At 39.2% G+C, this 23318-nt stretch carries 18 protein-coding genes; 3 read left to right on the top strand and 15 right to left on the bottom strand.

The genetic code is table 11. From position 1 onward, the window contains the following. Nucleotides 1-13: 13 nt before the first annotated feature. The 8 genes from ACLI50_RS11970 to ACLI50_RS11935 form a co-directional block, all read right to left on the bottom strand. On the bottom strand, nucleotides 14-646 hold the full coding sequence (locus ACLI50_RS11970) for a hydrolase (RefSeq protein WP_002978754.1): 633 nt from the start codon (nucleotides 644-646) through the stop codon (nucleotides 14-16). Nucleotides 647-678: 32 nt separating this feature from the next. Then, a complete protein-coding gene (locus ACLI50_RS11965; protein ID WP_202842857.1) occupies nucleotides 679-990 on the bottom strand; it encodes a phosphoribosylpyrophosphate synthetase in 312 nt (103 codons plus the stop codon). 16 nt (nucleotides 991-1006) lie between these two features. After that, the gene (locus tag ACLI50_RS11960) at nucleotides 1007-1828 is read right to left on the bottom strand and encodes an alpha/beta fold hydrolase (RefSeq protein ID WP_343643287.1); all 822 of its coding nucleotides are present in this window, start codon (nucleotides 1826-1828) and stop codon (nucleotides 1007-1009) included. Between the two features lie 307 nt (nucleotides 1829-2135). Beyond that, the gene (locus ACLI50_RS11955; protein ID WP_227941494.1) at nucleotides 2136-2342 is read right to left on the bottom strand and encodes an ArsR family transcriptional regulator; all 207 of its coding nucleotides are present in this window, start codon (nucleotides 2340-2342) and stop codon (nucleotides 2136-2138) included. Between the two features lie 32 nt (nucleotides 2343-2374). Continuing rightward, nucleotides 2375-3175, bottom strand: a complete 801-nt coding sequence (locus ACLI50_RS11950; protein ID WP_395973251.1) for a Cof-type HAD-IIB family hydrolase — start codon at nucleotides 3173-3175, stop codon at nucleotides 2375-2377. Between the two features lie 77 nt (nucleotides 3176-3252). Next, nucleotides 3253-4302 carry a UDP-glucose--hexose-1-phosphate uridylyltransferase gene (locus ACLI50_RS11945; protein WP_395973249.1) on the bottom strand — a complete coding sequence of 350 codons (1050 nt, stop codon included), beginning with the start codon at nucleotides 4300-4302 and terminating at the stop codon, nucleotides 3253-3255. Continuing rightward, nucleotides 4286-5470, bottom strand: coding sequence for a galactokinase (gene galK / locus ACLI50_RS11940; protein WP_395973248.1), 1185 nt, complete (start codon nucleotides 5468-5470; stop codon nucleotides 4286-4288). The genes ACLI50_RS11945 and galK overlap by 17 nt, the downstream gene beginning before the upstream one ends. Before the next feature lie 164 nt (nucleotides 5471-5634). Next, nucleotides 5635-6507 carry an AraC family transcriptional regulator gene (locus ACLI50_RS11935; protein WP_110009798.1) on the bottom strand — a complete coding sequence of 291 codons (873 nt, stop codon included), beginning with the start codon at nucleotides 6505-6507 and terminating at the stop codon, nucleotides 5635-5637. 156 nt (nucleotides 6508-6663) lie between these two features. On the opposite strand from ACLI50_RS11935, the gene ACLI50_RS11930 reads away from it, so the two are divergent. Continuing rightward, entirely contained in the window at nucleotides 6664-7260 is a 597-nt protein-coding gene (locus ACLI50_RS11930; RefSeq protein ID WP_002978746.1) for a hypothetical protein, read from the top strand. Between the two features lie 124 nt (nucleotides 7261-7384). Here the strand turns inward: ACLI50_RS11930 and ACLI50_RS11925 are convergent, their stop codons facing one another. The 6 genes from ACLI50_RS11925 to ACLI50_RS11900 are packed head-to-tail and all read right to left on the bottom strand — an operon-like array spanning nucleotide 7385 to nucleotide 17347. Continuing rightward, complete coding sequence (locus ACLI50_RS11925; protein ID WP_202842868.1) at nucleotides 7385-9418, bottom strand: alpha-glucuronidase; 2034 nt, start codon at nucleotides 9416-9418, stop codon at nucleotides 7385-7387. Nucleotides 9419-9445: 27 nt separating this feature from the next. After that, entirely contained in the window at nucleotides 9446-10420 is a 975-nt protein-coding gene (locus tag ACLI50_RS11920) for a glycoside hydrolase family 43 protein (protein WP_202842870.1), read from the bottom strand. 21 nt (nucleotides 10421-10441) lie between these two features. Continuing rightward, nucleotides 10442-11551 carry an endo-1,4-beta-xylanase gene (locus tag ACLI50_RS11915; protein WP_411413879.1) on the bottom strand — a complete coding sequence of 370 codons (1110 nt, stop codon included), beginning with the start codon at nucleotides 11549-11551 and terminating at the stop codon, nucleotides 10442-10444. A 10-nt stretch (nucleotides 11552-11561) separates the two neighbouring features. Then, nucleotides 11562-13007 (bottom strand): MFS transporter, encoded by a 1446-nt coding sequence (locus ACLI50_RS11910; RefSeq protein ID WP_411413878.1) that lies wholly within the window; start codon nucleotides 13005-13007, stop codon nucleotides 11562-11564. A gap of 27 nt (nucleotides 13008-13034) precedes the next feature. Then, a complete protein-coding gene (locus tag ACLI50_RS11905; RefSeq protein ID WP_411413877.1) occupies nucleotides 13035-14939 on the bottom strand; it encodes a sialate O-acetylesterase in 1905 nt (634 codons plus the stop codon). A 32-nt stretch (nucleotides 14940-14971) separates the two neighbouring features. Continuing rightward, a complete protein-coding gene (locus ACLI50_RS11900; protein WP_411413876.1) occupies nucleotides 14972-17347 on the bottom strand; it encodes a beta-L-arabinofuranosidase domain-containing protein in 2376 nt (791 codons plus the stop codon). Nucleotides 17348-17861: 514 nt separating this feature from the next. Between ACLI50_RS11900 and ACLI50_RS11895 the strand changes: the two genes are divergently transcribed. Together ACLI50_RS11895 and ACLI50_RS11890 are read left to right on the top strand one after the other, a co-directional pair. Continuing rightward, nucleotides 17862-18548 (top strand): NUDIX hydrolase, encoded by a 687-nt coding sequence (locus ACLI50_RS11895; RefSeq protein WP_137904332.1) that lies wholly within the window; start codon nucleotides 17862-17864, stop codon nucleotides 18546-18548. Between the two features lie 650 nt (nucleotides 18549-19198). Beyond that, nucleotides 19199-20920: an RICIN domain-containing protein gene (locus tag ACLI50_RS11890; RefSeq protein WP_411413875.1), complete on the top strand. Its 1722-nt coding sequence runs from the start codon at nucleotides 19199-19201 to the stop codon at nucleotides 20918-20920. A 670-nt stretch (nucleotides 20921-21590) separates the two neighbouring features. On the opposite strand, the gene ACLI50_RS11885 is transcribed toward ACLI50_RS11890, so the two are convergent. Next, nucleotides 21591-23318 carry a sodium:solute symporter family transporter gene (locus ACLI50_RS11885; protein WP_411413874.1) on the bottom strand — a complete coding sequence of 576 codons (1728 nt, stop codon included), beginning with the start codon at nucleotides 23316-23318 and terminating at the stop codon, nucleotides 21591-21593.

Genomic DNA, 23318 nt, shown 5'->3' with positions numbered 1-23318 from the left:
TGGTATATAGATTTTAATGATTCAGCATATGGTGGGCATAATGGATCCCTAATCCGTAAGAAGCCCCATATTTTTTCATCAGATCAGTTACAGGGCCATAGGTTTCCTGACGTGCCCAATCTCTCTGAAGCTCCAGAATATACTGAATGGAAGTCATAGGCTTTACTCCGGAATGGATCATTCTCTGTACTGCTCTTTCGTGAGCCTCATCACTCACATCACCACAGGCATCGGTAATGACATATACATCATAGCCTTCCTCAAGTGCAGACAAAGCCGGTCCTACGATACATACACCTGTCCAAAGCCCTGCGAAAACCAGTTTTTGCTTCTGTGTTCCCACAATTGCCTTATAAGCGGCTTCATCTTCCCATGTATTCATAGTAGTTCTGTCAATATATCCTGAAGTTGCCATAGGAAATGCTTCCTCAATTTCAGGGAAAACGGGACCTGAAAAACTTTGTTCAGCAACTGTGGTAACGATAGTCGGAACATTGAATATTTTAGAAGCTCCACACAGTACTGCAACGTTATTGCGCAGCTCATTCATTGAGATACTTTTGGTGGCAAATGCCATTTGTCCTTCAAAATCAATCAGTACCAGTGCATGATTTTCAGGAGAAAGTAGTTTTGATGATGGTTTCATAAAGTTTATTTTATTAAATAATTTGGATTAAGTTAATGGGATGATAGTTTTCTGATGAGTTCTGTACTTACAGTATCCGCATAGATTCCGTAAGCGCTCGTCAGGATGCCTTTTACAGAATACTTGTCGGAAGCGATGCCGTAGACTACTTCTTCATCTCCCTGATCGGTATCTCCTTCAAAGCGGAATGTATATCGTATTTTAAAGTCTTCCGGAGAGACATCAAGAAAATTATTGAGCCTGATGCAATCATTTTTAAGGTTAAAATCTTCTGTATATCCGTTTTGATTAAGCCACTGAACGGCCTCAGTCAACGTATCAAAAGCTGGCTGTATCGTATTCATTTGTAAAGAATGCTTATTATTCTGTGATAAAAGCTAAAATATCTTTGTTGATGGTTGGATGCTCTGTAGTCGGCATACCGTGAGGGAAACCAGGATAGGTAATCAGTTTTCCGTTCTTCAGTAATTTGGCTGATTTTATCGCTGAATTTTCAATTGGTACAATCTGGTCATCTTCACCATGCATCACCAGAACAGGAATGTCAACTGCTTTTAAATCTTCGGTTAAATCTGTTTCTGAAAAGGCTTTGATACCGTCATAATGAGCAACAATTCCTCCCATTAACCCCTGTCTCCACCAGTTTCTCTGAACACCATCTTTCACATCAGCACCTTCTCTGTTGTAGCCATAGAAAGGGAAAGTCAGATCATAATAAAACTGGTTTCTGTTGTTCATCGTCTGTTCTCTGATATTGTCGAAAACTTCAATGGGAACACCATCAGGATTATTCTCACTCTTAACCATCACCGGTGGAATGGCACTGATCAGAACCGCTTTCTTAGCTCTTCCATTGGAATATTTGTTAACATAGCGGATTACTTCACCGCCGCCTGTTGAGTGCCCGATGTGTACAACATCTTTCAGATCTAAAAATTCAACCAGTTCTGCAGCATCAGAAGCGTATTGTTCAATAGTGTGATTGTAGATATTCTGGCTCGAGCGCCCGTGGCCTCTTCTGTCGTGGGTAACCACTCTGTAGCCTTTCTGTAAAAAGAAGATCACCTGTGCATCCCAATCGTCAGATGATAAAGGCCATCCGTGGTGAAACATTAATACCGGGCCTTGCCCCTGATCTTTGTAAAAAATTTCTGTTCCGTCTTTTAATGTTAATGTGCTCATTGTTGTAGTATTTTTTGAATTAAACTTATGAGCATAATGCCAAAAAATAACCCAAAACAACAAATCAATTGATTTTCAATATACTAATAAAAACAGCCAGTAAATTACACTACGAAATACCGTAGTTTTATGATTCAGCTATCTGTATTTATATAAAAACATATAAATGTAAGCATAGAAAACATCCAAAAACATGCGGTACAAATCTAAAATTCATGCTTACATACGATTAAAAACAAAAAAATCAGACTGAGTCTGATTTTTTAAATATGTACTATTTGTAATACCGGAAAGTTATGATGAGCCGTTATTCTGCCTTTATTTGTGACAGATCAAGCCCCAGTTTTGTAAATTCTTCCTGTCCTTTCTCTGTAATATAATAGTTACGGTCTGCAGGATTTTCTTTGGCAATCCAGCCTTTCTCAACAAATTGTTCTAAAAGAAGCTGTCCCAGTTTTCCGCCGATATGCTCATAGCATGTTTTGGCTGGCTTTCTGCCGGTTGATGTATTCATATTATTAGTTTAATTGGTGTTATATTAATGTATTAATTCAGATGCAGATAATCTTTAATGGTTTTCAGAACTCCGAAGCTGTCATTGGTGCATGCTTCAAAATTGGCTACCTGTTTTACGTTCGGATGGGCATTTTGCATAGCATAAGAATATTTGGCATTCTTCAGCATTTCTATATCGTTCATATAATCCCCGAAAGCCATCGTATTTTCAGGAGAAATGCCCAGCGATTTCTGAAGGATTTTCAGAGCATTTCCTTTATTGATGTCCTTATTCATAACATCCAGCCAATGTGCTCCTGAAACCACTATTTCCAGTCCGAATTCCTCAAACCTTTTAAGGGCCGGATACAGATATTTTTCCGAGCCATCCGGATGGTATACTGCTATTTTGAAGGCGGTATCATCAATTCTTTCTGTAAGATCGTCTTTTTTCATATTTTCAGTATAGTACTTTGAGAAAAAGTCTACAAACTGCTGATCTTCAGTTTCATAATACGCCATCTTTTTGGCTGATAATACGGCTTTGGCACCGGGTATTTCACGGACAGCTTTGATGATTTCAACGATATATTTGTATTCCAGCGTATCAGCGAAAAGCTCCTGATCTTTATAGATGACATAGCCTCCGTTTTCAGCAATAAAACCGATCTCACTTTCTATTTCTCCGAAATAATGGGTAATTCCCGGCATCTGTCTTCCGCTTGCCGGCACAAATACAATATTTCTTTTTTTCAGTTCTTTATAAACTTCTGAAAACTCGGGGCTCATTTCATGGCTGGAATTGAGAAACGTCCCATCCATGTCCGTCACAATTAATTTAATCTCTTCCATAATTTTATTGGGAAAAACGATATTCTGTATGTTGCAGAATCATAATTCGCTTATTCTTTTCAAAGATATTGATTTTATTATTTTTTCTTGTAATGAATGGTAGGAAGGTTTCTTAATATTGCGGCACTCTGTTCCGGGGTAATGTCCCGCTGAGGCTCAGCCAGCATTTCGTATCCTACCATAAATTTTTTAACTTCTGCACTTCTGAGCAACGGCGGATAAAAGTGCATATGAAAATGCCATTCCGGATGTTCTTTTCCGTCTGTTGGAGATTGATGAATTCCCGCAGAATAAGGAAAAGATGTTTCAAAAAGGTTATCATATATTGTGGTCAGATCCTTGAGTACTGCTGCAAAAGATTTTTTTTCCGCTTCAGAAAATGCCGCAATATTTTCTCTTTTCTGTTTGCTGATAATCATTGTTTCATAAGGCCAAGACGCCCAAAAAGGCACCAATGCGGCAAAGTGTTCATTTTCTGTGACGATGCGTTCGCCAGCTGCGATTTCCTGCTCAAGATAATCTTCCAGCAATGTTCTTTTATTCTTTTCAAAATACGATTTCAGCTGATCCTGGGTTTTCTGAACCATTGCCGGAATGGACGACTGCGCCCATATCTGTCCGTGCGGATGAGGGTTGCTGCAACCCATGATGCTTCCTTTATTTTCAAAAATCTGAACATAATTGATATGGTCGAGAGCGGACAGCTCATTGAATTGTTCCTGCCATACATCCACTACATTTTTGATGTGTTCCACAGACATTTCCGGTAAGGTAAGGCTGTGATTTTCAGAAAAACAAACCACCCTGTTGATACCGCGTTCAGGAAGAAGAGTAAAAAATCCGGAACCTTCATTGGCAAATTCAACATCTTCATTCAGTAATGCTCCAAAGTCATTGTTAAAGACATAGGTTCCTTTGTACACAGGGTTACGGTCTCCATTAGCACGTATATTTCCTGAACAGAGATAGCAGTCCGGATCGTATTCAGGACGGTTTTCTTCTGTTGTTTCTTCTCTCTGTCCCTGCCATGGACGGTTTGCCCGCTGTGGGGAAACCAGTATCCATTCGTCCAAAAGATGATTGTATCTTCTGTGAGGATGTTTTTTACGATCAAATGATGTATTCATTGGTGTATTCTTTTATCCCGTCTGAAATTTTAACCTGATAAACTTTCATTTGGATATTAAAACTTTCCAGATATTTTTTACTGATATTTTTAATCACTTCTTCAGCTTTATCTTCCTGAATAAGGTTGATGCTGCAGCCACCAAAGCCTCCTCCCATCATTCTTGCTCCCAGCACACCTTCCTGCTGCAATGTGTTTTCAACCAAAAAATCAAGTTCTTCACAGCTGACCTCAAATTCAGTGGACAGCCCGGCGTGGGTTTCCGTAAGAAGTGTTCCCAGATATTCAATATTCCCTTCTGAAATAGCTTTTGCTGCCATTTCTACTCTTTGGATTTCTTTCAGAATATAGAGACATCTTTTATATGAAATACTTCCCATTTCTTCTTTTGTATGATCAAGCATCTCCAGCGTAAAATCCCTGAATTTTTCGATTTCAGGAAAATTTTTCCATAAGACTTTTTTACCATGTTCGACATCTTTGCGTCTTTCGTTATAGCCGGATGTCAAATGAGTATGCTTCACGCAGCTGTCGAAAAGTAAAAGGCTGTATCCCTTAAGGTCTGCATCAAAATACTGATGTTCCAGGGAATGACAGTCGAGCATCATCACTTTATCTTCCTTACCGAAAACGGAGGCAAACTGATCCATAATTCCGCACTGGACTCCTGCAAAAGTATGTTCGGATTTTTGCCCGATCACCGCGATTTCTTTTTTTGACAGCCGCAGATCAAAAAGTTCATTAAGGATATAGGCAAAACCGCATTCAAGAGCGGCCGAAGAGGAAAGCCCGGATCCCATCGGGATGGTACTGCTGAAAACAATTTCCATTCCGCAAAATTGATTTTCGGGTTTCTGCAGCTGACTGAAAACGCCTAGAATATAGTTTGCCCACATTTGCTGTACCGGTTTTATCTCCGCTGCGACATCAAATGTATATTCTTCTCCGAGATCCTTGGCTATGATGGTACAAAGGTTTGTCTGAGGGAGTTTACGGACAGCAAAACAGATGTATTTGTCTATGGCAGCAGGCAATACAAAGCCATCGCTATAGTCTACATGCTCGCCGATAATATTAATTCTGCCGGGAGAAAGGAAAATATGTTCAGGCTCTTCTTTGAATTCGGTCCTAAACTTTTCTAGGGTTGGGTTGATTAACTGTTCATGCATATCAATCTTATCTGATCAAACAGATCCTGGGGATCCTAAGTATAAAACTACTAAATTTATAACAGAGAAATTATACTTTATAAATATTGTTTATAAGTGTTAAATATACACTTATATTTCAATACATTCCAAAACAACACCTTATTATTAAACACGACTGTGAATTACTCCATAAAATAGTTGAATTCTTTTCTATATTGAGAAGGACTTTTTTGGATATATTCTTTAAAAGTCCTGTTAAAATAGCTGAAGTTATTAAACCCCGATTCAAAGCAGACTTCCGTAATGCTCAAAGGCTGTTCTGCCAGAAGTTTGAGGGCATGGGTAATTCTGTATTCATTAACAAACTGCGTAAAGGTTTTATTGGTGATTTTTTTAAAGTAGCGACAAAAAGACGGTACTTTCATATTGGCTAGATCAGCCATTTCTTCGAGGGTTATGGCTTCTTTGAAGTGATCTTTAACATAATTGAATATAAGATTTATTCTTTCATTGTCTTCAACCTGTGTCTGAAGGTAATATTTTCCTGCATTTAAAATCCTGTAATCCTGATTCATAGCAAGTTCGTCCAATATTTTCAGAAATCTGCACAGCTTGTCCATTGAGGAAGTTTCATGCATCTCCGTAATCTCTTTCCCGATTGTTTTCTTCACCTCTTCCCCGAATACAATTCCTGCTTTTGACTTTTCCAGTAGTGCAGAAATCCTTTGCATCTCCGGAATATTCCAGATCGGTTCTCCTAAAAAATCAGGCTTAAACTGGATCACCATTTCATACTCATTATGTGTACTTTCATTGGTCAGTCCACAATGCGGAAGATTGCTTCCTATCAGTACAAGATCTCCTTCTGAAAAATAAGTGATACTGCTTCCGATCTGTCTCTTCCCGGAACCTTTGCATACAAAAATCAACTCAATCTCAGGATGGTAATGCCAGACATGTGATTTTATATTCTCATTAGTCAGAAATTTAAGGCTGGTAAAACTGCTTCCTATAGTAGGTCTTACCGCCTCAAAAGAAGGATTTACATGTTTCATAGGCCAAATACAAATAATTTCATATGCAAAATTAACAAATAATACATTAATACCATTAAACAAGGTTAATATAGTACATCAATATGAAAATTTAATTATAGCCTGAGAAGTATTGCTGCCCTAGCTTTGCAATATTAATCCTAAAAGCCTTAACCCATGAGCACATTATTAAAAGCCGTATTTTTTGCAGGAGCCTTATTGTTTTCAGCAAATGTAATGAGTAAGGACAGAGATTTTTCCCTTTCCTTTGGAAACGTACAAGACAAAACCTTGAATTTTGAGCTTTTAAATGCTAAAAGTGTTTCTGTTTTTGTCTATAACACTGCACATGACGAGCTATTTTCCGAAAATCTTGCAGATGGAGATCATGTGATGAAGACTTATGATTTTCAAAGCTTTACACCAGGAACGTATTATCTGGTAGCAGAATCAGAAGCGAAGATAGAGAAATACAAGATTAAAATCAATGCTGATAATGTAATGGAGGTGGAAAAAACACCTGTAAGCGCTGTGCATAAGCCTGAATATACTATTTCCGGTCATATGGCCAAGCTTCACATGTCTGATGTAAAAGGACCTGTAAGCATTTCAGTTTATGACCTTTCCAATACAACATATTATACTTCGAACAAAAAATATGCTGACGGCAAGGTGGATATCACTTTTGATCTTGATCCTAAAACAGCAGATCAATACATCATTCAGGTTGAAGAAAACGGAAATGTTTTTAATAAGATAATTTCTCTCCGATAAAACGGAATATATACAGATAGATTGACCTATCGATCATTCCAATTATTTTGGATTAAAATTTTACTTACAGTTTATTGTTTTGAGGCAGCTCCATTTCCTAACAGAAAAAGAGCTGCCTCATTTTTTAATTGTGATGTCCCATGTTCAGTTTAATCTTCTTCAGATCTTCCAGTTCGTGAACAGGACGTTCTATATCATAAGGTATAGGTTTTTTGGAAAAAGTCTGGAAATACAGCAGGCAGGCATCTTTCCACCACACCGCATCCTTAGATTGAATTTTAAGCTTTGACTGAACATCAGCAAACCTTTGTTTATCAATATAAGGTTCCATTCTATTCCAGACTTTCTGATAGTCCCTTACCTTCTTCACCCCGGAATCATAGGTATAACACAGCTCATCCCACAAAGATTTTCCGTCTTTCATTGTATAATCCCATGGAACATGATGAAACCACAGGATAAGATTTTCCGGGCAGGTTGAGATGTTTCCATATCTTTCATTAAGCGGTGGAAAATACTGTGAAACCGCATTGCTTCCTGTTTTTGTTCTGTTAAAACCTACCCCTTTAGCATCAGCCTGATGGTAATAGACAGGGGACCAGTCTGGTCTTCCGCCTTTATAATCTCCCCATGGTTCAGGGCCGTAGTGATGACCTCCCGCAAAGATATGGTGTAATCCTAATGGCATCATATAATCCACGGCAGTTTCTCTGGAAGAAAGCATGATCTCCTTTACCGGATTCAGAAAGTTTTGATCGTCTGTGAAGGTCATTTTAATCCATTCATCTGCAATCTGCTCTGAGGTCACCTGATGGTTCCATGCTAATCTCCCGAATGCATACCAGTTGGCCTGAGCAAAATGATGTCCCGTCCAGTTCGTATCTTCCCCGATATTGGCAACGGCTGAAATGGCTGTCAATTTTGCGGGTCTTAAAGTACCGTCTGTTATTTTAGCAATCGTAGAGCCTTGGCCGTCAGAATAAGTATCGCTGTCCAGAGTTTCCTTGAATAATGGAGCCAGGAAAACGAGATGGTTTGAAAAGCCCAGATATTCCTGGGTGATCTGAAATTCTACCATTTCAGAAGTTTTTCTTAAAGCTCCGAAGAGTGGATTGAACGCTTCGCGAGGCTGGAAATCAATCGGTCCGTTTTTGATCTGAATAATCACATTATCCCTGAATTTACCATCCAGAGGAACAAATTCAAGATAAGCCTGTTTGGCTCTGTCGTCTTTGCTTGGACTGTAAACAAAGGCTCTCCACATCACGATCCCGTTGTAAGGTTTCAGGGCATCAGCCATCATATTGGCTCCATCTGCATGGGTTCTTCCGTAATCCTGAGGGCCCGGCTGCCCTTCGGAATTGGCTTTCACCAAAAATCCGCCAAAATCGGGAATTAACTTGTAAATTTCAGCCGCTTTATCCTTCCACCATTTTTTTACGTCTTTATTCAACGGATCTGAATTTTGTAATCCGCCCAGCACTTTAGGTGAAGAAAAATTCACGGAAAGATATACCTTGATGCCGTAAGGTCTGAAAATATCAGCCAAAACCCTTACTTTTTTAAGATAATCTTCCCTAAGCATATTGGGCGATGCATTCACATTATTCAAAACAACGGAATTGATTCCTACAGAAGCATTGGCTCTTGCATATTCTTCATAACGCGGCGAAACTTTCCCGGGTAAATCTTCCCATTTCCAGAGTGATCTTCCGGCATAGCCTCTTTCAATACTTCCATCCAGATTATCCCAATGATCCAGAACCCTTACATCGTATGAGGGCTTTTCTATCGTATTTAAATGAGACAGGTCGGCTTTTGTCTGCTGTAATCTTAAAATATGATAGACTCCATACAACAGTCCTATTTCTTTACCCGCAGAAATAACAATTTTTTCAGGCGTGGAAACAATCCTGTAACCGTCTTTCAGGTTTTTCTCTTTGTTTTCGGTACGAAGTTCCACCGTCTGTCCCTGCCAGTGGCTGCCCAGCTCTTTTCTGGCAATATTCAGGGTTGGACTGCTGCCTTTGGAAATAATTTGATCTGCCGATATTCCGTTTTTTGCAGGAAACCGAAGCCAGAGCTGACTTCCGTCCTCCGCGAAAACCAGCAAAGGAAATATCAGAAAAAATAGAATGTTGAGTCTCAGATATCGCATTGAAAAATTTTAAATTATTAAAGATGGCTATGACTGATCTTCCAGACCTTCAATCGTTTTGATTTTGCCTTCGTTATCGTATTCCAGTTCAATCACTTTCATACTTCTCAGCCATGTTTTACCACCACTTGGTACAGAATCATGGAAAAACAGATACCATTTTCCTTTGAACTCCACGATGCTGTGATGGGTAGTCCATCCTACCACCGGAGTAAGAATTTCACCCTGAAAAGTAAACGGACCGTAAGGATTATCCCCGGTTGCATAGCAAATCAGGTGGGTGTCCCCTGTAGAATAAGAAAAATAATATTTGCCATTGTACTGATGCATCCATGAAGCTTCAAAAAAGCGGTGCTTATCTCCATGAAGCAGCGGTTTTCCGTTTTCATCGATGATGATAACATCTTTAGGTGCTTCGGCAAACTCAAGCATATTATCGCTCAGCAGAGCCACTTTTGAATGGATTGCGGGTTCATCATTTTCTGGAATTATAGCAGATTCAAGTGCCTTATTATCTCTGTAACGCTGTAATTGTCCGCCCCAGATCCCTCCGAAGTACATATAATATTTACCTTTATCTTCAAAAATGCAGGGATCGATGCTGTAACTTCCCATCATCGGATGTTTTTCAGGAATGAAAGGCCCGTAAGGTTTATCACTCACTGCAACACCGATTCTGAAGATATCATTCTGATCTTTAAGAGGAAAGTACATATAATACTTCCCGTCTTTAAAGGCCACATCGCAATCCCAAAGCTGTCTCCCCGCCCATGGGATATCTTTTACCGAAAGGACTACACCATGATCTTTAATTTCTCCGCTGTCCACATCATCCATTGAGAAAACATGGTAATCATTCATATCGAAGTGATCCCCGTTATCGTTTTCTTCAATTCCGCTTTCGCGGTCGTGAGAAGGATAGATATAGATTTTATCTTCAAAAACATGAACGGAAGGATCTGCCATATAATCTTCCGGGAATAAATATTTTGATTTTTTCATTAAGTAAAAATTCTATTGATTTTAATTTTTCTCTGCCAATTTTATTATTTTTTGTACCACAGGTTTCTCCTGGTCTTTCCTGTCAAACAGCAACGGATAATCTGTTCTTCCTTTTACCGGAAAATCGTTTTTCCAGGACTGCTTATCGGTAACTCCCCATAAGGTCACCCTTCTTATTTTATCTTTATGTTGCAAGAACAAGCCAAAGAAATCAAGGTAACGTTTTTCCCATTTCATTTCTACTTCTTTGGGAAGTCCTTTGGTGTAGGGATTCATTTCTTTCTGATAGGCAACAGTGTCCGAAACATTGGCAGAGCTTCCCCATGGAGAAGGCAGTGCACTGATTTCAAGTTCTGTAATATTGACTTTAACTCCTGCATTGGAATAGGCCAGAATTGCTTTCCCGTATTCATCTATGGAAGGGTTATCCATCCCGACATGGGCCTGCATTCCTACTCCATCAATACGGATTCCTCTTGATTTAAGTTTCTCAACCATTGCAATGACTGTTTTTACCTTTTCAGGATACCATTCATTATAATCGTTGTAATATAATTCTGCATTGGGATCAGCTTCCTGTGCATACTGAAATGCCAAAGGAATAAAATCTTCACCCAGGATTTCGTAAAACTTACTTTTCCTGTAGGTTCCGTCTTCAAGAATGGCTTCATTCACCACATCCCATCCTTTTACTTTCCCTTTGTAACGGGAAACTACGGTTGTAATGTGGTTTTTCATGCGCTGTTTCAATACTTCAGGAGAAACATCCTTTGCATTTTTATCTGTAAAAAACCATTTTGGAAGCTGGGAATGCCAGATTAACGTATGCCCAATGATGAACATATTGTTTTTTATTCCGAAATCAACAAATTTATCGGCATCATCAAAGAAGAACTTTCCTTCCTGAGGCTGCAGGAACATCGATTTCATACAGTTTTCAGCAACAACAGAGCTGAATTGTTTTTTGATAATCGCTGCAGCTTTCTGATCTGCGCCGTCAATCTGGGGAAGGCTCATGGCAGTTCCGATATAGAATTTGTCCTGAAATGCTTTTTTTAAAGTACCGTCAGACTTCTGCGCCGACAGCCCGGAAGCGGTAAGAGCCGCCAAACCAATTAAAATACGTTTCATAGTTATTTTTTTATTTTCTTCTTTCAGCCAGATCTTTTTCAATCTGAACTTCCATTTTTTTATTGATTTTGTAAAATAAAAGCAGTCCGCAGGCAATGAAAAACGGTATGGACGGGAAAATACTCACAAGCATCTTCGCTCCTGCTGCCACTGTCTCAGGCTGAATAACCTGTTCGCTCCCGTGTACTGAAATGTATCCGTATTTTCCAATGATCAAAGCTACCAGAGAGCTTCCGATGCTTAGACCTACTTTCAATCCTACCATCATGGCAGAAAAGATAATAGCGGTTGCCCTGCGGTTGTTCTTCCATTCCGAATAGTCGGCCACATCAGCAATCATTGCCCACAAAAGCGGTGTGCTGATTCCATAAAAGAATCCGTGTAAAATCTGTGACAGGAACATCATTCCCACTGCTTTCGGAGGGTAAAATATAAAAGCGAGGATAAATAATGTAGAAATGAATAATGACGCAATAAAAGTGTCACGCTTTCCAAACCGGTCTGCCAGTTTTTTAGAGAAAGTAATCCCTACAATCATCATCACAATTCCTCCTGCATTAAATAATCCGAACCCTGCAGACTTGGGATCTTCCCCAAAGAAATTCATCCCTGCAGAATTAAAAAATGCTGTAATGGGTGAGATAAAACTTTTGAGAGCATTTTCATCTACATAGTTGTTAAAATAATATACATAAGATCCTCCTTTCATGGCCAGCGTGATGAATATAAATGCGGTCACGGTAAGCATAATAATCCATGGTCTGTTTTGAAATAAATCTTTTAAATCCTCTTTCAGACTTGATTTCTGCTCCGGTTTGGGAATGATTCTTTCTTTGGTGGTAAAAAAGGTAATCAGTAACATGACGGATCCGATCACCGCCAGCCATGTCATAACGGTCTCGATCCCCTGCGCTTTATCTCCGTGTCCTACATATAGAATGATTGGCAACATAAATACCTGTACAAAGAACTGGGCAAACATCACCGCTACAAAACGGTACGAAGAAATACTGTTTCTTTCTCCCATATCCCCTGTAATCACACCGCTCAGAGCAGCATATGGTAAGTTATTGGAAGCATATAATAACAATAATAATGAATAGGTAACCGCAGCATAGATCATTTTACCTTGGTAGGAAAAGTGAGGCGTGCTGAAGGCTAACAGAGCTGCAATACCGAGCGGTACAGCGGTAAATAAAATCCATGGACGGAATTTCCCCCATCGTGAGCTTGTACGGTCTGCCAGTGCTCCGATAAGCGGATTAAAACCAAATCCGGCAATTAAACCTACCGTAAGGGTAATGACAGAAGCATCTTCTGCTTTGAGTCCGTAAATATCTGTATAAAAATAGGTCAGGTAGGTGACTAAGGTCTGAAAAACAAGGTTGGCTGCCAGATCTCCCAGGCTATACCCTACTTTTTCTATTACCGATATTTTTTGTGGCTGATGATCCATTGATTCTAATAAGGTTTCTATGTTAAATTAATTTTTTTCTGTTGTAAAAGGTGAAGCAGGAAGTCCGTTTTTATTTTTAAGATTGCCGTCAGGGTTATCTGCCCAGTCGTAACGTACATTAACAGGACTGGTGACCTGATCATTCCATACCCTAACTTTATTTCCTTTTGCTTCTGCTTTTGCCCATTGGTAGCGGCCATCTTTCTGCTGTATGGCAAAACCTTTCAGTTCTCCCTGTACCAGATCATCTGTTCCGGTTTTAAAGGATAAAATAATGGTATCGCCTTCTGTTTTCATCGACTGATAAACGGGTCCATCAGCTATAATTTTTTTGCCCTCCCCGATTTTCAGGGCCTGTAAAGCCAACCTGTCGCCCACTGATTTTTTATTGAGCGGATGAATATCGTTCCATTCTCCCACATCAATCGTTACCGCAAGTCCTGAATAAGGAACATTAAGAGAAACCTGTCTCTGCTGTTCTCTCAGCTCAGCCCAGTTGCTTTCAATAGGTTCATCCTTTTTTTCCATAAAATTGGCCAGCTGCACAATGAAGAACGGCAGGTCTTTCTTATTCCATTTTGAACGCCAGTCTGAAATCATTGTTGACAATAAATCTCCATATTCTTTTGGTTTCCCGGTATTGCTTTCACCCTGGTACCAGATAAATCCTTTGATTTTATAATTGATCAGCGGATTAATCATGGCATTGTAAAGACCTACCGGTTTCCAGCGGATAAATGTCTGTCCGGGAGCCATTTTTTCCATTTTTGTACCTATCTTATATTTCCACTCGCCTTTAAGGTCTGTTTTTTGACCGTCGATTTCCAGATAATATGGCTTATCAGCGATAAACTGTCCTTTTCCGCTGCCATTGATGACTCTTACCGTGATGATGTTCTTTCCTTCTTTTAAAACACCTTTCGGAATGTCATACCATCTCGGCGGATATTCATAGGTTACATTTCCTACTTTAATCCCATTAATGTAAGTAATATCAGCATCTTTTATCCTTCCCAGATTGAGAAATGCTGTTTTCTGATCCACTCCTTTGGGCAGAATAATTTCTTTACGGAACCATACCGAACCTTCAAACGGACCTTCCTGATCTTCCCATGATCCCGGTACCATCATGGTTTTCCATCCGGAATCATTGGCGTTATCTTTTTCCCACTGCTGGTTGAAACCGATATCACTCTGATCCAGCTCTGCATACCAGGCTTTGCTTAATGATCTTTCCTGGGATTCTGTAGATTGTATCAGGTCATCGTTTTTCCATTTTTCTGCTTCAGCAAGATATTCCGGGTATTTTTTCAGTGATTTTTCATCCATCCAGGCCTGAACCGGAGAGCCTCCCAGACTGGTATGAATGATTCCTACAGGAACTTTGTTTTTTTCATTCAGTTCTTTCGCAAAAAAATAAGCAACTCCCGAAAAATCAAGAATAGTCTGAGGATTGGCACTTTCCCATTTCCCGCCGTCAAGATCATTTTGCGGAGCTTTAAAATTATATTTCTGCGGAACCGTGAAGAATCTTATATTCTGATTATTGGCGTTTTTAATTTCATTTTCATACAAAGGTGTCAGCCTGCGCATCGGAAGTTCCATATTGGATTGTCCTGAGGCTACCCATACATCACCAATAAGAATATCTTTAAGGGTGATCTCATTAATCATCATGGTATATGGACCTCCGGCATTAAGCTTTGGAATCATAAGAGACCAGTTTCCCCTTTGGTCTGCTGTGGCATTATACGTTTTAGTGATAAACTTAATTGTAATTTTTTCTCCTGCATCGGCATATCCCCAGATTTTAAGATCCTGATTTCTCTGAAGGATCATTCCGTCTGAAACCAATGCGGGAAGCCTTACCTTTGCATGAAAACTGCAAATAGCTGCAAGAAAAAATAATAAATATAGAGTTCTGTTCTTCATGGAAAAAATCTGTTTTTAATGTTGGTTCAGCTTTATTTCTTTTCGTAATTTTCTGTCAGTAAACGGACTTCAATGACTTTAGCGGTCATGAGTTTTTCATCTGCAAGGAATTTTACACTAAGATTTTCTTTATTCTTTTCTGAATCCGGAATCGGAACAATCAGATATTGAGGTAAACTTCCGGACTTTCCTTCCAGATTTTGGGTAATGATTTTTTTATCGTTGATCTCAATATTCAGCGTACGGCTGGTATTCGCATCAAAGTACAGCAAGTAAAGATATGAAGCATTTTTTCCGTTATTTTTCATCTGGTAGCTGAACCAGCCTTTGGCATCACGGAAATGGCGGTCTTCCATATATCCTGTACCAGAGTCTTTGCTTTCTATAAAGTGATCTGATTCCGGCTGCTGTTCGCCCAGCTGGATCTTATCTGTGGTGATCATATCCAGTTTTCTGGTTTCTGCTTCTTCTTTTGCCCTTTGCTTCAATGTATTTTCTATTCCATTTTTGTCAGCCTGAGGCCAGTATAAAATATATCTTTCTGCCTGAATACTGTAAAACGGTACAAGATCTAAACCTTTCCCAAATTTTTCAGACGGATAAAGACCTGTAACGGTAAAGTTGAGCGGTTTATTGTTCGAAGGCGCGATATGACTGACAACTTCTGAAGAATTTCCGAGGATAACGGGAATTTCGTTTAAAGGGATCTGCGGACCATGAGCAATATGGCCTCCTCTGCTATCGTCCGCAAGGAGTCCCTGTTGGTTTTCGGTCCCGTATGTTGCGGCAAGCACCACAGGTCCGTATTTAAATGCATAATAACTGGAGCGGTCAGGCAGCTGTTCTGCGGAAAGGTGCATTGGTAAAATCATTTTCACGACATCTCCTTTTTTCCATTTTTTGGTCAGTGTAAAATAGCCGTCAGAACCACGCTGTACTTTTTCCTGTTTTCCGTTGATAAGAATTTTTACTTCCGAAGGCGTCGTCCATTCCGGGCATCTTAATTTTACATCAAATTCTGATTTTCCCGCGGCATCAAAGATCAATGTTGTTTCAGGAACTTCCGGGAAGTTATTAACCTGGCGGAGCACTACTTTTTGCTGTTTCCATGTCAATGTGGAAGGAATAAACAGGTTCACATATAAATCCTTCTCTGACCGGGCATAAATCATTTCCCCATATTTGGCATGGTTTTCCATTCCGGATCCTACACAGCACCAGAAGCTGGTCTGAGGCTGTGAATAAACACGGTAGTGTCCGGGACGCATTGGCGTAAAGTAGACGAAACCTCCCTGATCATGATTTTCCGTGGAAAGGATATGATTGTATAAAGCTTTTTCGTAATAATCGATATAGTAAGATTCAGGCTGCGTTGCATAAAGCTCTTTGGTAAGCTTGAGCATATTGTAGGTATTGCAGGTTTCGGGACCTTCAATACTTTTTATCATACTGCTGAAATCATTGACAGGATTAAAGTGCTCACTGACACTGTTACCTCCAATAACAGATGATCTTTTCTCGGTAACATTATGCCAGAAAAAATCAGCGGCATTGCTCCAGGACGTATTGTTTTCAAGATCAGCAATACGTTTGTATCCGATTACTTTTGGAATCTGTGTATTGGCATGGAGTCCTGTAAGTTTATCTTCTCCTGCTAAAAGCGGTGTAAGAATAGTCTGATGGGAAAAACGGTGAGCCAGTTTGAGATATTTCCGGTCATGAGTGATCTCGTAAACATCTGCAAAAACTTCGTTGAGCCCTCCATGTTCACTGCGCAGCATATCCTGTATCTGCTCATCAGAAAGGTCTGAAACTTCATTTGCCATCCAATCTGTAAGCTTTATAAGCATTGCCTTTGCTTTTTCATTTCTGGCATACCAATACGCATCGCGCAGTCCTGAGTACAGTTTGTGAATATTATATAAAGGTACCCACCTGTCGTTCAAACCGAAGCCTGAAGCGCGAATATTTCCCTGTTTTATTTCTTTCCATATCTTTTTCCCGTCGGGAATCCCTGAAATATATCCGTCCGGAGCGGCTTTCTGGCAACGTTCCAGCTCACTGATCATATAATCAATTCTCTGTTGTATTGCGGTATCTCCTGTAGAAGCATACATCAGGGATAATGCGGAAATATAATGTCCTCCTATGTGACCGTCCAGTCCTGTATTTTCCCAATTAGGATAATTATCTGCCCTGGGTTTCAGCCCCGCTTCTTTAAGATAAGGAGCCAGCAGCCTGTCAGGTTCCATAGCCATGAGATATTGACGGTCTGCTATCATAGCTTTATTGAAAACACTCTCTGATAACTTTACAGTTTCCAAAGGGAAATAATGAATTTTCTTATTCATCTGCGCTGAGGCAAATGAAGCAAAACACAATAAAATAACTGAAAGTTTTGGGGTCATGGATAAATGTTAATTCAACATTTCTAAAATAACAGAAAGAATCTATATACGAAACATTTCCTGAGTCTGTTTGACTTATTTTTTCATTTAAAACTTTCAATAAAGCCCTGAAAACAACAAAAAACACACTACCTTATCATAAAAAATAAGATAATTAATTTACAGTAAAACAAAACCTTAAAACCATATGATTCCCTATGAAAATGAATTCAGGATATGTTTTGGCAAAAATTTCAAAGATATAGCAAATACCTTATCGTATTTTTAACGTTAAGTCCCTTTTCTTAACTATTATCAATCTTCTTTTTAATTTTAACACAATTTTAACATTCAATTCATGTATGATTAACCTGATTTCAGTGATATTTTCCGGTTTTGATACCGGTTTTATCTCCCAAAATATCCTTTAGGAATAATTTTAATGAAATAAATCATTCAGATTAAAAAGTGTATGAATCACATTTATATAATATCATATTCATAAAAGCTTTACCTTTGTAGTAAAATATAAAAGATGACTGAGGATTACTCCCAATATCCCAAACACCTTGTTGCCGTTGACTGTATCATTTTCGGTTTTGACGGCGAAAATCTTAAAATCCTTTTGGTAAAAAGAAATTTTGAACCTCAAATGGGCGAATGGTCATTGATGGGTGGCTTCGTTGGCAGTGAGGAAACCTCTGATGAGGCGGCTAACAGAGTTCTGTGTACATTGACCGGTCTTGAAAATATTTATCTTGAACAGCTGAAATGTTATACGGAAATTAACCGTGAGCCGACGGCCAGAATCATGTCTATCTCCTATTATGCACTGATCAATATTGAGAAAGATATCCAGATTAATGAGCAGTACAGTGCAAAATGGGTGGAACTTCAGAAAGCTCCTGACCTTATTTTCGATCATAACGAAATGGTAAAGGATGCTGTAGCCAGGCTGAGGAGAAGAGCTTCCACAGGACCTATAGGATTTGAGCTTCTTCCTGAAAAGTTCACAATGAAAGATCTTCAGAATCTTTATGAAGCCATTTTTAATGAAAAATTTGACAAGCGGAATTTTACAAGCAAGATCAACAGTATGGATATCCTTGTGAATACGAATAAAAAGGATATGACGTCATCCAGAAAAGGGTCTTTTCTTTATCGGTTTGATGAAAAAAAATACAATAAAAAAATCTCGCGGGGATTTATGTTTAAAATCTGACAGGCCAACCTGTTTACTTTTGGAAAAAGTATTCCAGAAAATTAACAATTTAGAATGATAGAAAATTCAGCATACTCTTATTAAAATCTCACTTTTGTGAGATTTTTTTTGTGTTCCTGGCGGAAATCTCCAGCAGGACAAACAGTTATTTGGTCTTTTTTCAGAATGATCGTCATAAAAATTTATGATAAGGTTTTTTCTTTTCTCCTACCACACAATGTATTATAATTATATGGTTTATAATCTTATTTATGATATATAATTTTTTGTTAATTTTTAATAAAATATTGATTTATATTTAATATTATATGTATTTTTATACAAAACTAATAACCATATTCAACAACAACTCAAATTTTCACAAGCCCCGAACTTAACTTCGCGGGAACCAGAAAAAAGAGAGAAAAAGAATTTCCAATTGCAAACTGAATAGAAATGGTTCCAGTATTCTACCTAAAAGCGGTATTTAGGTAAGGAAATATGGAGACAAACAGGTTAAACGGTTTAGTAATCTGAAATCAATCCTTATTCAAATCCACCGTTAATAAAAATTAAGAAGTTTTACTTATCTGCGCAATACTCCTGCGCAATATGAAGAATCAAAATATTGACGGCTAAAAAATGAGACCAAACTTTAAATATATCAAATTATGAAAACAAACAAAATGTGGCTTTTTCTGGCCTTTCTGTTAATCATTCTTTCCAGCTGTTCTACGATGGATGAAAAAAATTTACTAGAAGACCCTGACACCAACTTAAGTGTCGGCGCTAGCGCAAGAGCGTTGGCAGCAACACCAATGCTGCATGTCGGAGGCAGATACCTTAAAGATCCCTGTGACAATAATGTTGTCTTACATGGTGTCGCCATAACTCCCAGCCCCTGGTTCAATGGCTGTCAGTATGGGGCTAATTCCGGCTACTGTACCTGGGATAATTACAATGTACAGGGCGCACTGAACTATAATAAAGCTGTCATGAACAAGCTCACCAGTGCTGCTGATGGCTGGTATCTCAATTACATCCGCCTCCATATTGATCCGTATTGGACCAATGATCCCGGACCGGCTATCCCAGAGAACGATATCTCAAGATTCAATTATAACCGCCTGGTAACTTATACAGATCAGGTGATAATCCCGCTGATTAACCATGCCCGCAGCCTGGGAATGTATGTCATCCTACGTCCGCCAGGCGTATGTCCAAATCGTATTGCTGTGAACGATGCCTATCATAGCTATCTTAAAACCGTATGGACCTTTTTGTCGCAGCATCCGGGCCTAAAGAACGCTGACAATGTGATGTTCGAATTAGCCAACGAACCTGTTGAGATTCTGGGCACAAATGGCACATGGGGATCGACAGGAAACGAGCACTTTGCAGCACTTAAAAACTTCTTCCAGCCATTGGTTAACATTATTCGCAACAATGGAGCCAATAATGTTTGCTGGATACCGGGTACAGGATGGCAATCCCATTATCAAGGCTATGTCAGTAACCAGATTACAGGTGGTAATATTGGTTATGCTGTTCATATCTATCCGGCTTACTGGGGCGGTCTCAGCAACTATCAAGCCTTTCAGAACGCATGGAATATCAATGTTAAACCAATCGCAGACATTGCACCAATTGCCATTACCGAGACCGACTGGGCACCGCAGGGCTATGGTACCTTCGGTATCGGTACAACAGGTACCGCAGGCGGAAGCGGATTTGGCGCCAATTTAAAATATATCGTGGATCAGTCAGGCAATGTAAGCTGGAATGTTCTTGCCCCGGATAATCTCCTCCACAAAGGCGATCCTAATGCAGGAACAGCCTACAACAACGATTGGGAAGCCTGCGCTGCCCCAGTTAAACAGTGGTTCCAGCAATATGCATCCTCCAATTATCCTGTTGGAAACTGTAATACAACCAGCAGCCTGGTTAATAATGGTATTTACGAAATCGAGTTTCAGACCGATGCCAATAAAGTAGTTGATCTAAAATCCGGAGAGGATGCCAATGGCGCAGTGTTAAGACCATGGACAAGGAATGGTGCTGCTGCACAACGCTGGGTTGCCATTGACGCCGGCAATGGTTACTGGCGTTTTGTATCCAAAGCGAGTGCAACCAATCGTTGTATTGATCTGGCCAGCAATAGTAATACACTGGGAACCTCAATCAGGCTTTGGCAGAACTATGGTAATGATGCACAAGCCTGGCAGGTAGTTGCTGTCTCCAATGGTTATTATAAAATCCTGTCCAAGGTGGACCCTACACGTGGCTGGGATATTCCCAACTGTACCATGGATGGCAATTCAAACTTACACCTTTGGGATTATTACGGCACGTCATGTCAATTGTTCAAGTTCAAATATATTGGAATGAATTAATTGTCAGAAGATATAATAAAAAAAACAGGATGCTTTTTAAGCATCCTGTTTTTTTTTATTGATGTGAAAAGTCAATTTTGCTTCGCAAGTCAATGATGAATTTTTAAAATTAACAAGTAAAACGAATTCACTATTGACTATTCACTTTTAGCATTGTAAAAGTCAATTTGCTTCGCAAGTCAATGATGAATTTTTAAAATTGACAGTGAAACGAATTCACTATTGACCATTCACTTTTAAATAATCAATTTGCTTCACAAGTCAATGGTGAATTTCTAAAATCGACAATGAAACGAATTCACTATTGACTATTCACTTTTGTCATATATTCAATCTGCACAAAATAATCAGCAAAAGCATTGCATACGATCAAAACTAAAGTTCAGATTCAAATATATTGAGATGAACTAAGCGCAATAGAAGTGCATATAGCTAATTCTGAAACAAAAAAATAGGATGCTCAAAAAGCATCCTATTTTTAATAATGTGTGAAAAGTCATTTTGCTTCGCAGCCAATGGTGAATTTTTAAAATTGACAAGTGAAACAAATTCACTATTTACCATTCACTTTTAAAAAGTCAATTTTGCTTCACAAGTTAATGATGAATTTTTAAAATTGACAGTGAAACGAATTCACTATTGACTATTCACTTATAACATATTTCTACGTTTACCAAAATCTTACATACAAGACGGTCAGTAAAAGCAGCGTCATCACAATCAAAACTAATGTCCTGTTGTCTACTTTAAACATTGCTACATCAATGGCAAAGGCTTTAGGGTTTACTTTTGGACCTGCAAGACTGATCAGGATCATGGCAATTATGGTGATAAAAAACGACCATCCCATATTAATCAGGAAAGGAATTTCGGTAATGGTATGAACCACCCCATTTTCCAGCTTTTCATAAGTGAATGCTGTATACATCCACGTCTCTTTCCCGAAAATTTCAACGGCAAAACTGTTGAAGAAGATCGCCAGGACAAATCCTAAAATCACTCCTACCAAAGCAGCTATGCCAGTCGTTCTTTTCCAGAACATTCCCAGAAGGAACATGGCAAAAACTCCCGGACTGATAAAGCCTGTATATTTCTGGATAAATGTGAAACCTCCTTCACCACCAATTCCTAAAACATCTGTCCAGGTAAAGGCCAGTGCTGCCATCATTGCAATAATAATGACCCAGCGGCCTGTTCTCACCATCTGAATTTCGGTGGCATCTGTTTTAAGGTATTTCTTATAGATATCCAGGGTAAAAATGGTTGAGATACTGTTCACTTTTCCTGCCAGTGAAGCTACAATTGCTGCGGTCAATGCTGCAATAGCCAATCCTTTAAGTCCAACAGGTAAAAATCCTAATATTGCAGAGTATGCCCCGTCTTTCACTCCGTTGAATCCCGGAAGGTGTCCTTTGGAATATAAAACATAAGCAGCGATTCCCGGAAGCATTACGATTACAGGCATGAATAGTTTCAAAAAACCTGCAAATAAAATTCCTGTTCTTGCCGTTTTGAGATCTGCTCCCAAAGCTCTCTGTGTAATATACTGATTGCATCCCCAATAGTTCAGGTTAACAATCCACTGCCCGGCAAAATACATGGCCAGACCCGGTAACACCACATATTTCTGTACCTCAAGGTTCTGAGGCATTGCCAAAGTAGTAGTCGTAGTTGTTGGTTTTTGAAGAATCAGCTTAAAGTGCTGCGGAGCCTCATTGATCAGGGTATTGAATCCTGCCAGCGCATTTCCTACAGCGGCTCCGTTGATTCTCTGATCCACGATCTGCAACGCCATATAAACTGTTGCAAAACCTCCGATAATAAGGACTGCCACCTGTATAACGTCTGTATATCCAATTACTTTCATTCCTCCGAGACCGATCAGAAGGGCCATAAGCAAAAGAGCAATCATAATACCGTGAAGATGCTCTCCTCCCAGTAAAGTATCGATGGCAAGAGCACCAAGGTAAAGAATGGAGGTAAGATTCACGATAACATACAGAAACAGCCAGAATACGGCCATGATGAGCGAAACAGATTTGTTATACCTTCTTTCCAGAAACTGGGGCATGGTATAGATCTTATTTTTAAGATAGATCGGAATAAACCAGACCGCAATAATGATTAACGCAAGAGCAGCTATCCATTCATAAGCGGCAACAGCAATTCCTACAAAGAAACCTTCACCACTCATTCCGATAAACTGTTCAGCAGAAATATTAGAAGCAATTAAGCTGGCTCCGATCGCCCACCATGTCAAAGATCCTTCCGCAAGGAAATAATCCTTACTTCCTGTAGATTCGGATTTTTTCTTTTTATAGATCCATAATCCGTAAGAAGCTACCACTACAAAATAGATCAGGAATATGATGATATCAATAGTTGCTAATTTTCCCAT

The sequence above is a fragment of the Chryseobacterium cupriresistens genome, from assembly GCF_046614675.1.
Lineage (GTDB): Bacteria > Bacteroidota > Bacteroidia > Flavobacteriales > Weeksellaceae > Chryseobacterium > Chryseobacterium cupriresistens.
The sequence above is the reverse complement of the archived record's forward strand: the minus strand, read 5'-3'. Positions and strand labels throughout refer to the sequence as shown.

Coding starts and splice junctions, on each gene's coding strand:
- ACLI50_RS11970 (WP_002978754.1), bottom strand. CDS start 646: ATGAAACCATCATCAAAACTACTTTCTCCTGAAAATCATGCACTGGTA.
- ACLI50_RS11930 (WP_002978746.1), top strand. CDS start 6,664: ATGAGCACATTATTAAAAGCCGTATTTTTTGCAGGAGCCTTATTGTTT.
- ACLI50_RS11965 (WP_202842857.1), bottom strand. CDS start 990: ATGAATACGATACAGCCAGCTTTTGATACGTTGACTGAGGCCGTTCAG.
- ACLI50_RS11950 (WP_395973251.1), bottom strand. CDS start 3,175: ATGGAAGAGATTAAATTAATTGTGACGGACATGGATGGGACGTTTCTC.
- ACLI50_RS11900 (WP_411413876.1), bottom strand. CDS start 17,347: ATGACCCCAAAACTTTCAGTTATTTTATTGTGTTTTGCTTCATTTGCC.
- ACLI50_RS11915 (WP_411413879.1), bottom strand. CDS start 11,551: ATGAAACGTATTTTAATTGGTTTGGCGGCTCTTACCGCTTCCGGGCTG.
- ACLI50_RS11925 (WP_202842868.1), bottom strand. CDS start 9,418: ATGCGATATCTGAGACTCAACATTCTATTTTTTCTGATATTTCCTTTG.
- ACLI50_RS11890 (WP_411413875.1), top strand. CDS start 19,199: ATGAAAACAAACAAAATGTGGCTTTTTCTGGCCTTTCTGTTAATCATT.
- ACLI50_RS11905 (WP_411413877.1), bottom strand. CDS start 14,939: ATGAAGAACAGAACTCTATATTTATTATTTTTTCTTGCAGCTATTTGC.
- ACLI50_RS11960 (WP_343643287.1), bottom strand. CDS start 1,828: ATGAGCACATTAACATTAAAAGACGGAACAGAAATTTTTTACAAAGAT.
- ACLI50_RS11945 (WP_395973249.1), bottom strand. CDS start 4,302: ATGAATACATCATTTGATCGTAAAAAACATCCTCACAGAAGATACAAT.
- ACLI50_RS11955 (WP_227941494.1), bottom strand. CDS start 2,342: ATGAATACATCAACCGGCAGAAAGCCAGCCAAAACATGCTATGAGCAT.
- ACLI50_RS11910 (WP_411413878.1), bottom strand. CDS start 13,007: ATGGATCATCAGCCACAAAAAATATCGGTAATAGAAAAAGTAGGGTAT.
- galK (WP_395973248.1), bottom strand. CDS start 5,470: ATGCATGAACAGTTAATCAACCCAACCCTAGAAAAGTTTAGGACCGAA.
- ACLI50_RS11920 (WP_202842870.1), bottom strand. CDS start 10,420: ATGAAAAAATCAAAATATTTATTCCCGGAAGATTATATGGCAGATCCT.
- ACLI50_RS11935 (WP_110009798.1), bottom strand. CDS start 6,507: ATGAAACATGTAAATCCTTCTTTTGAGGCGGTAAGACCTACTATAGGA.
- ACLI50_RS11895 (WP_137904332.1), top strand. CDS start 17,862: ATGACTGAGGATTACTCCCAATATCCCAAACACCTTGTTGCCGTTGAC.
- ACLI50_RS11885 (WP_411413874.1), bottom strand. CDS start 23,318: ATGGGAAAATTAGCAACTATTGATATCATCATATTCCTGATCTATTTT.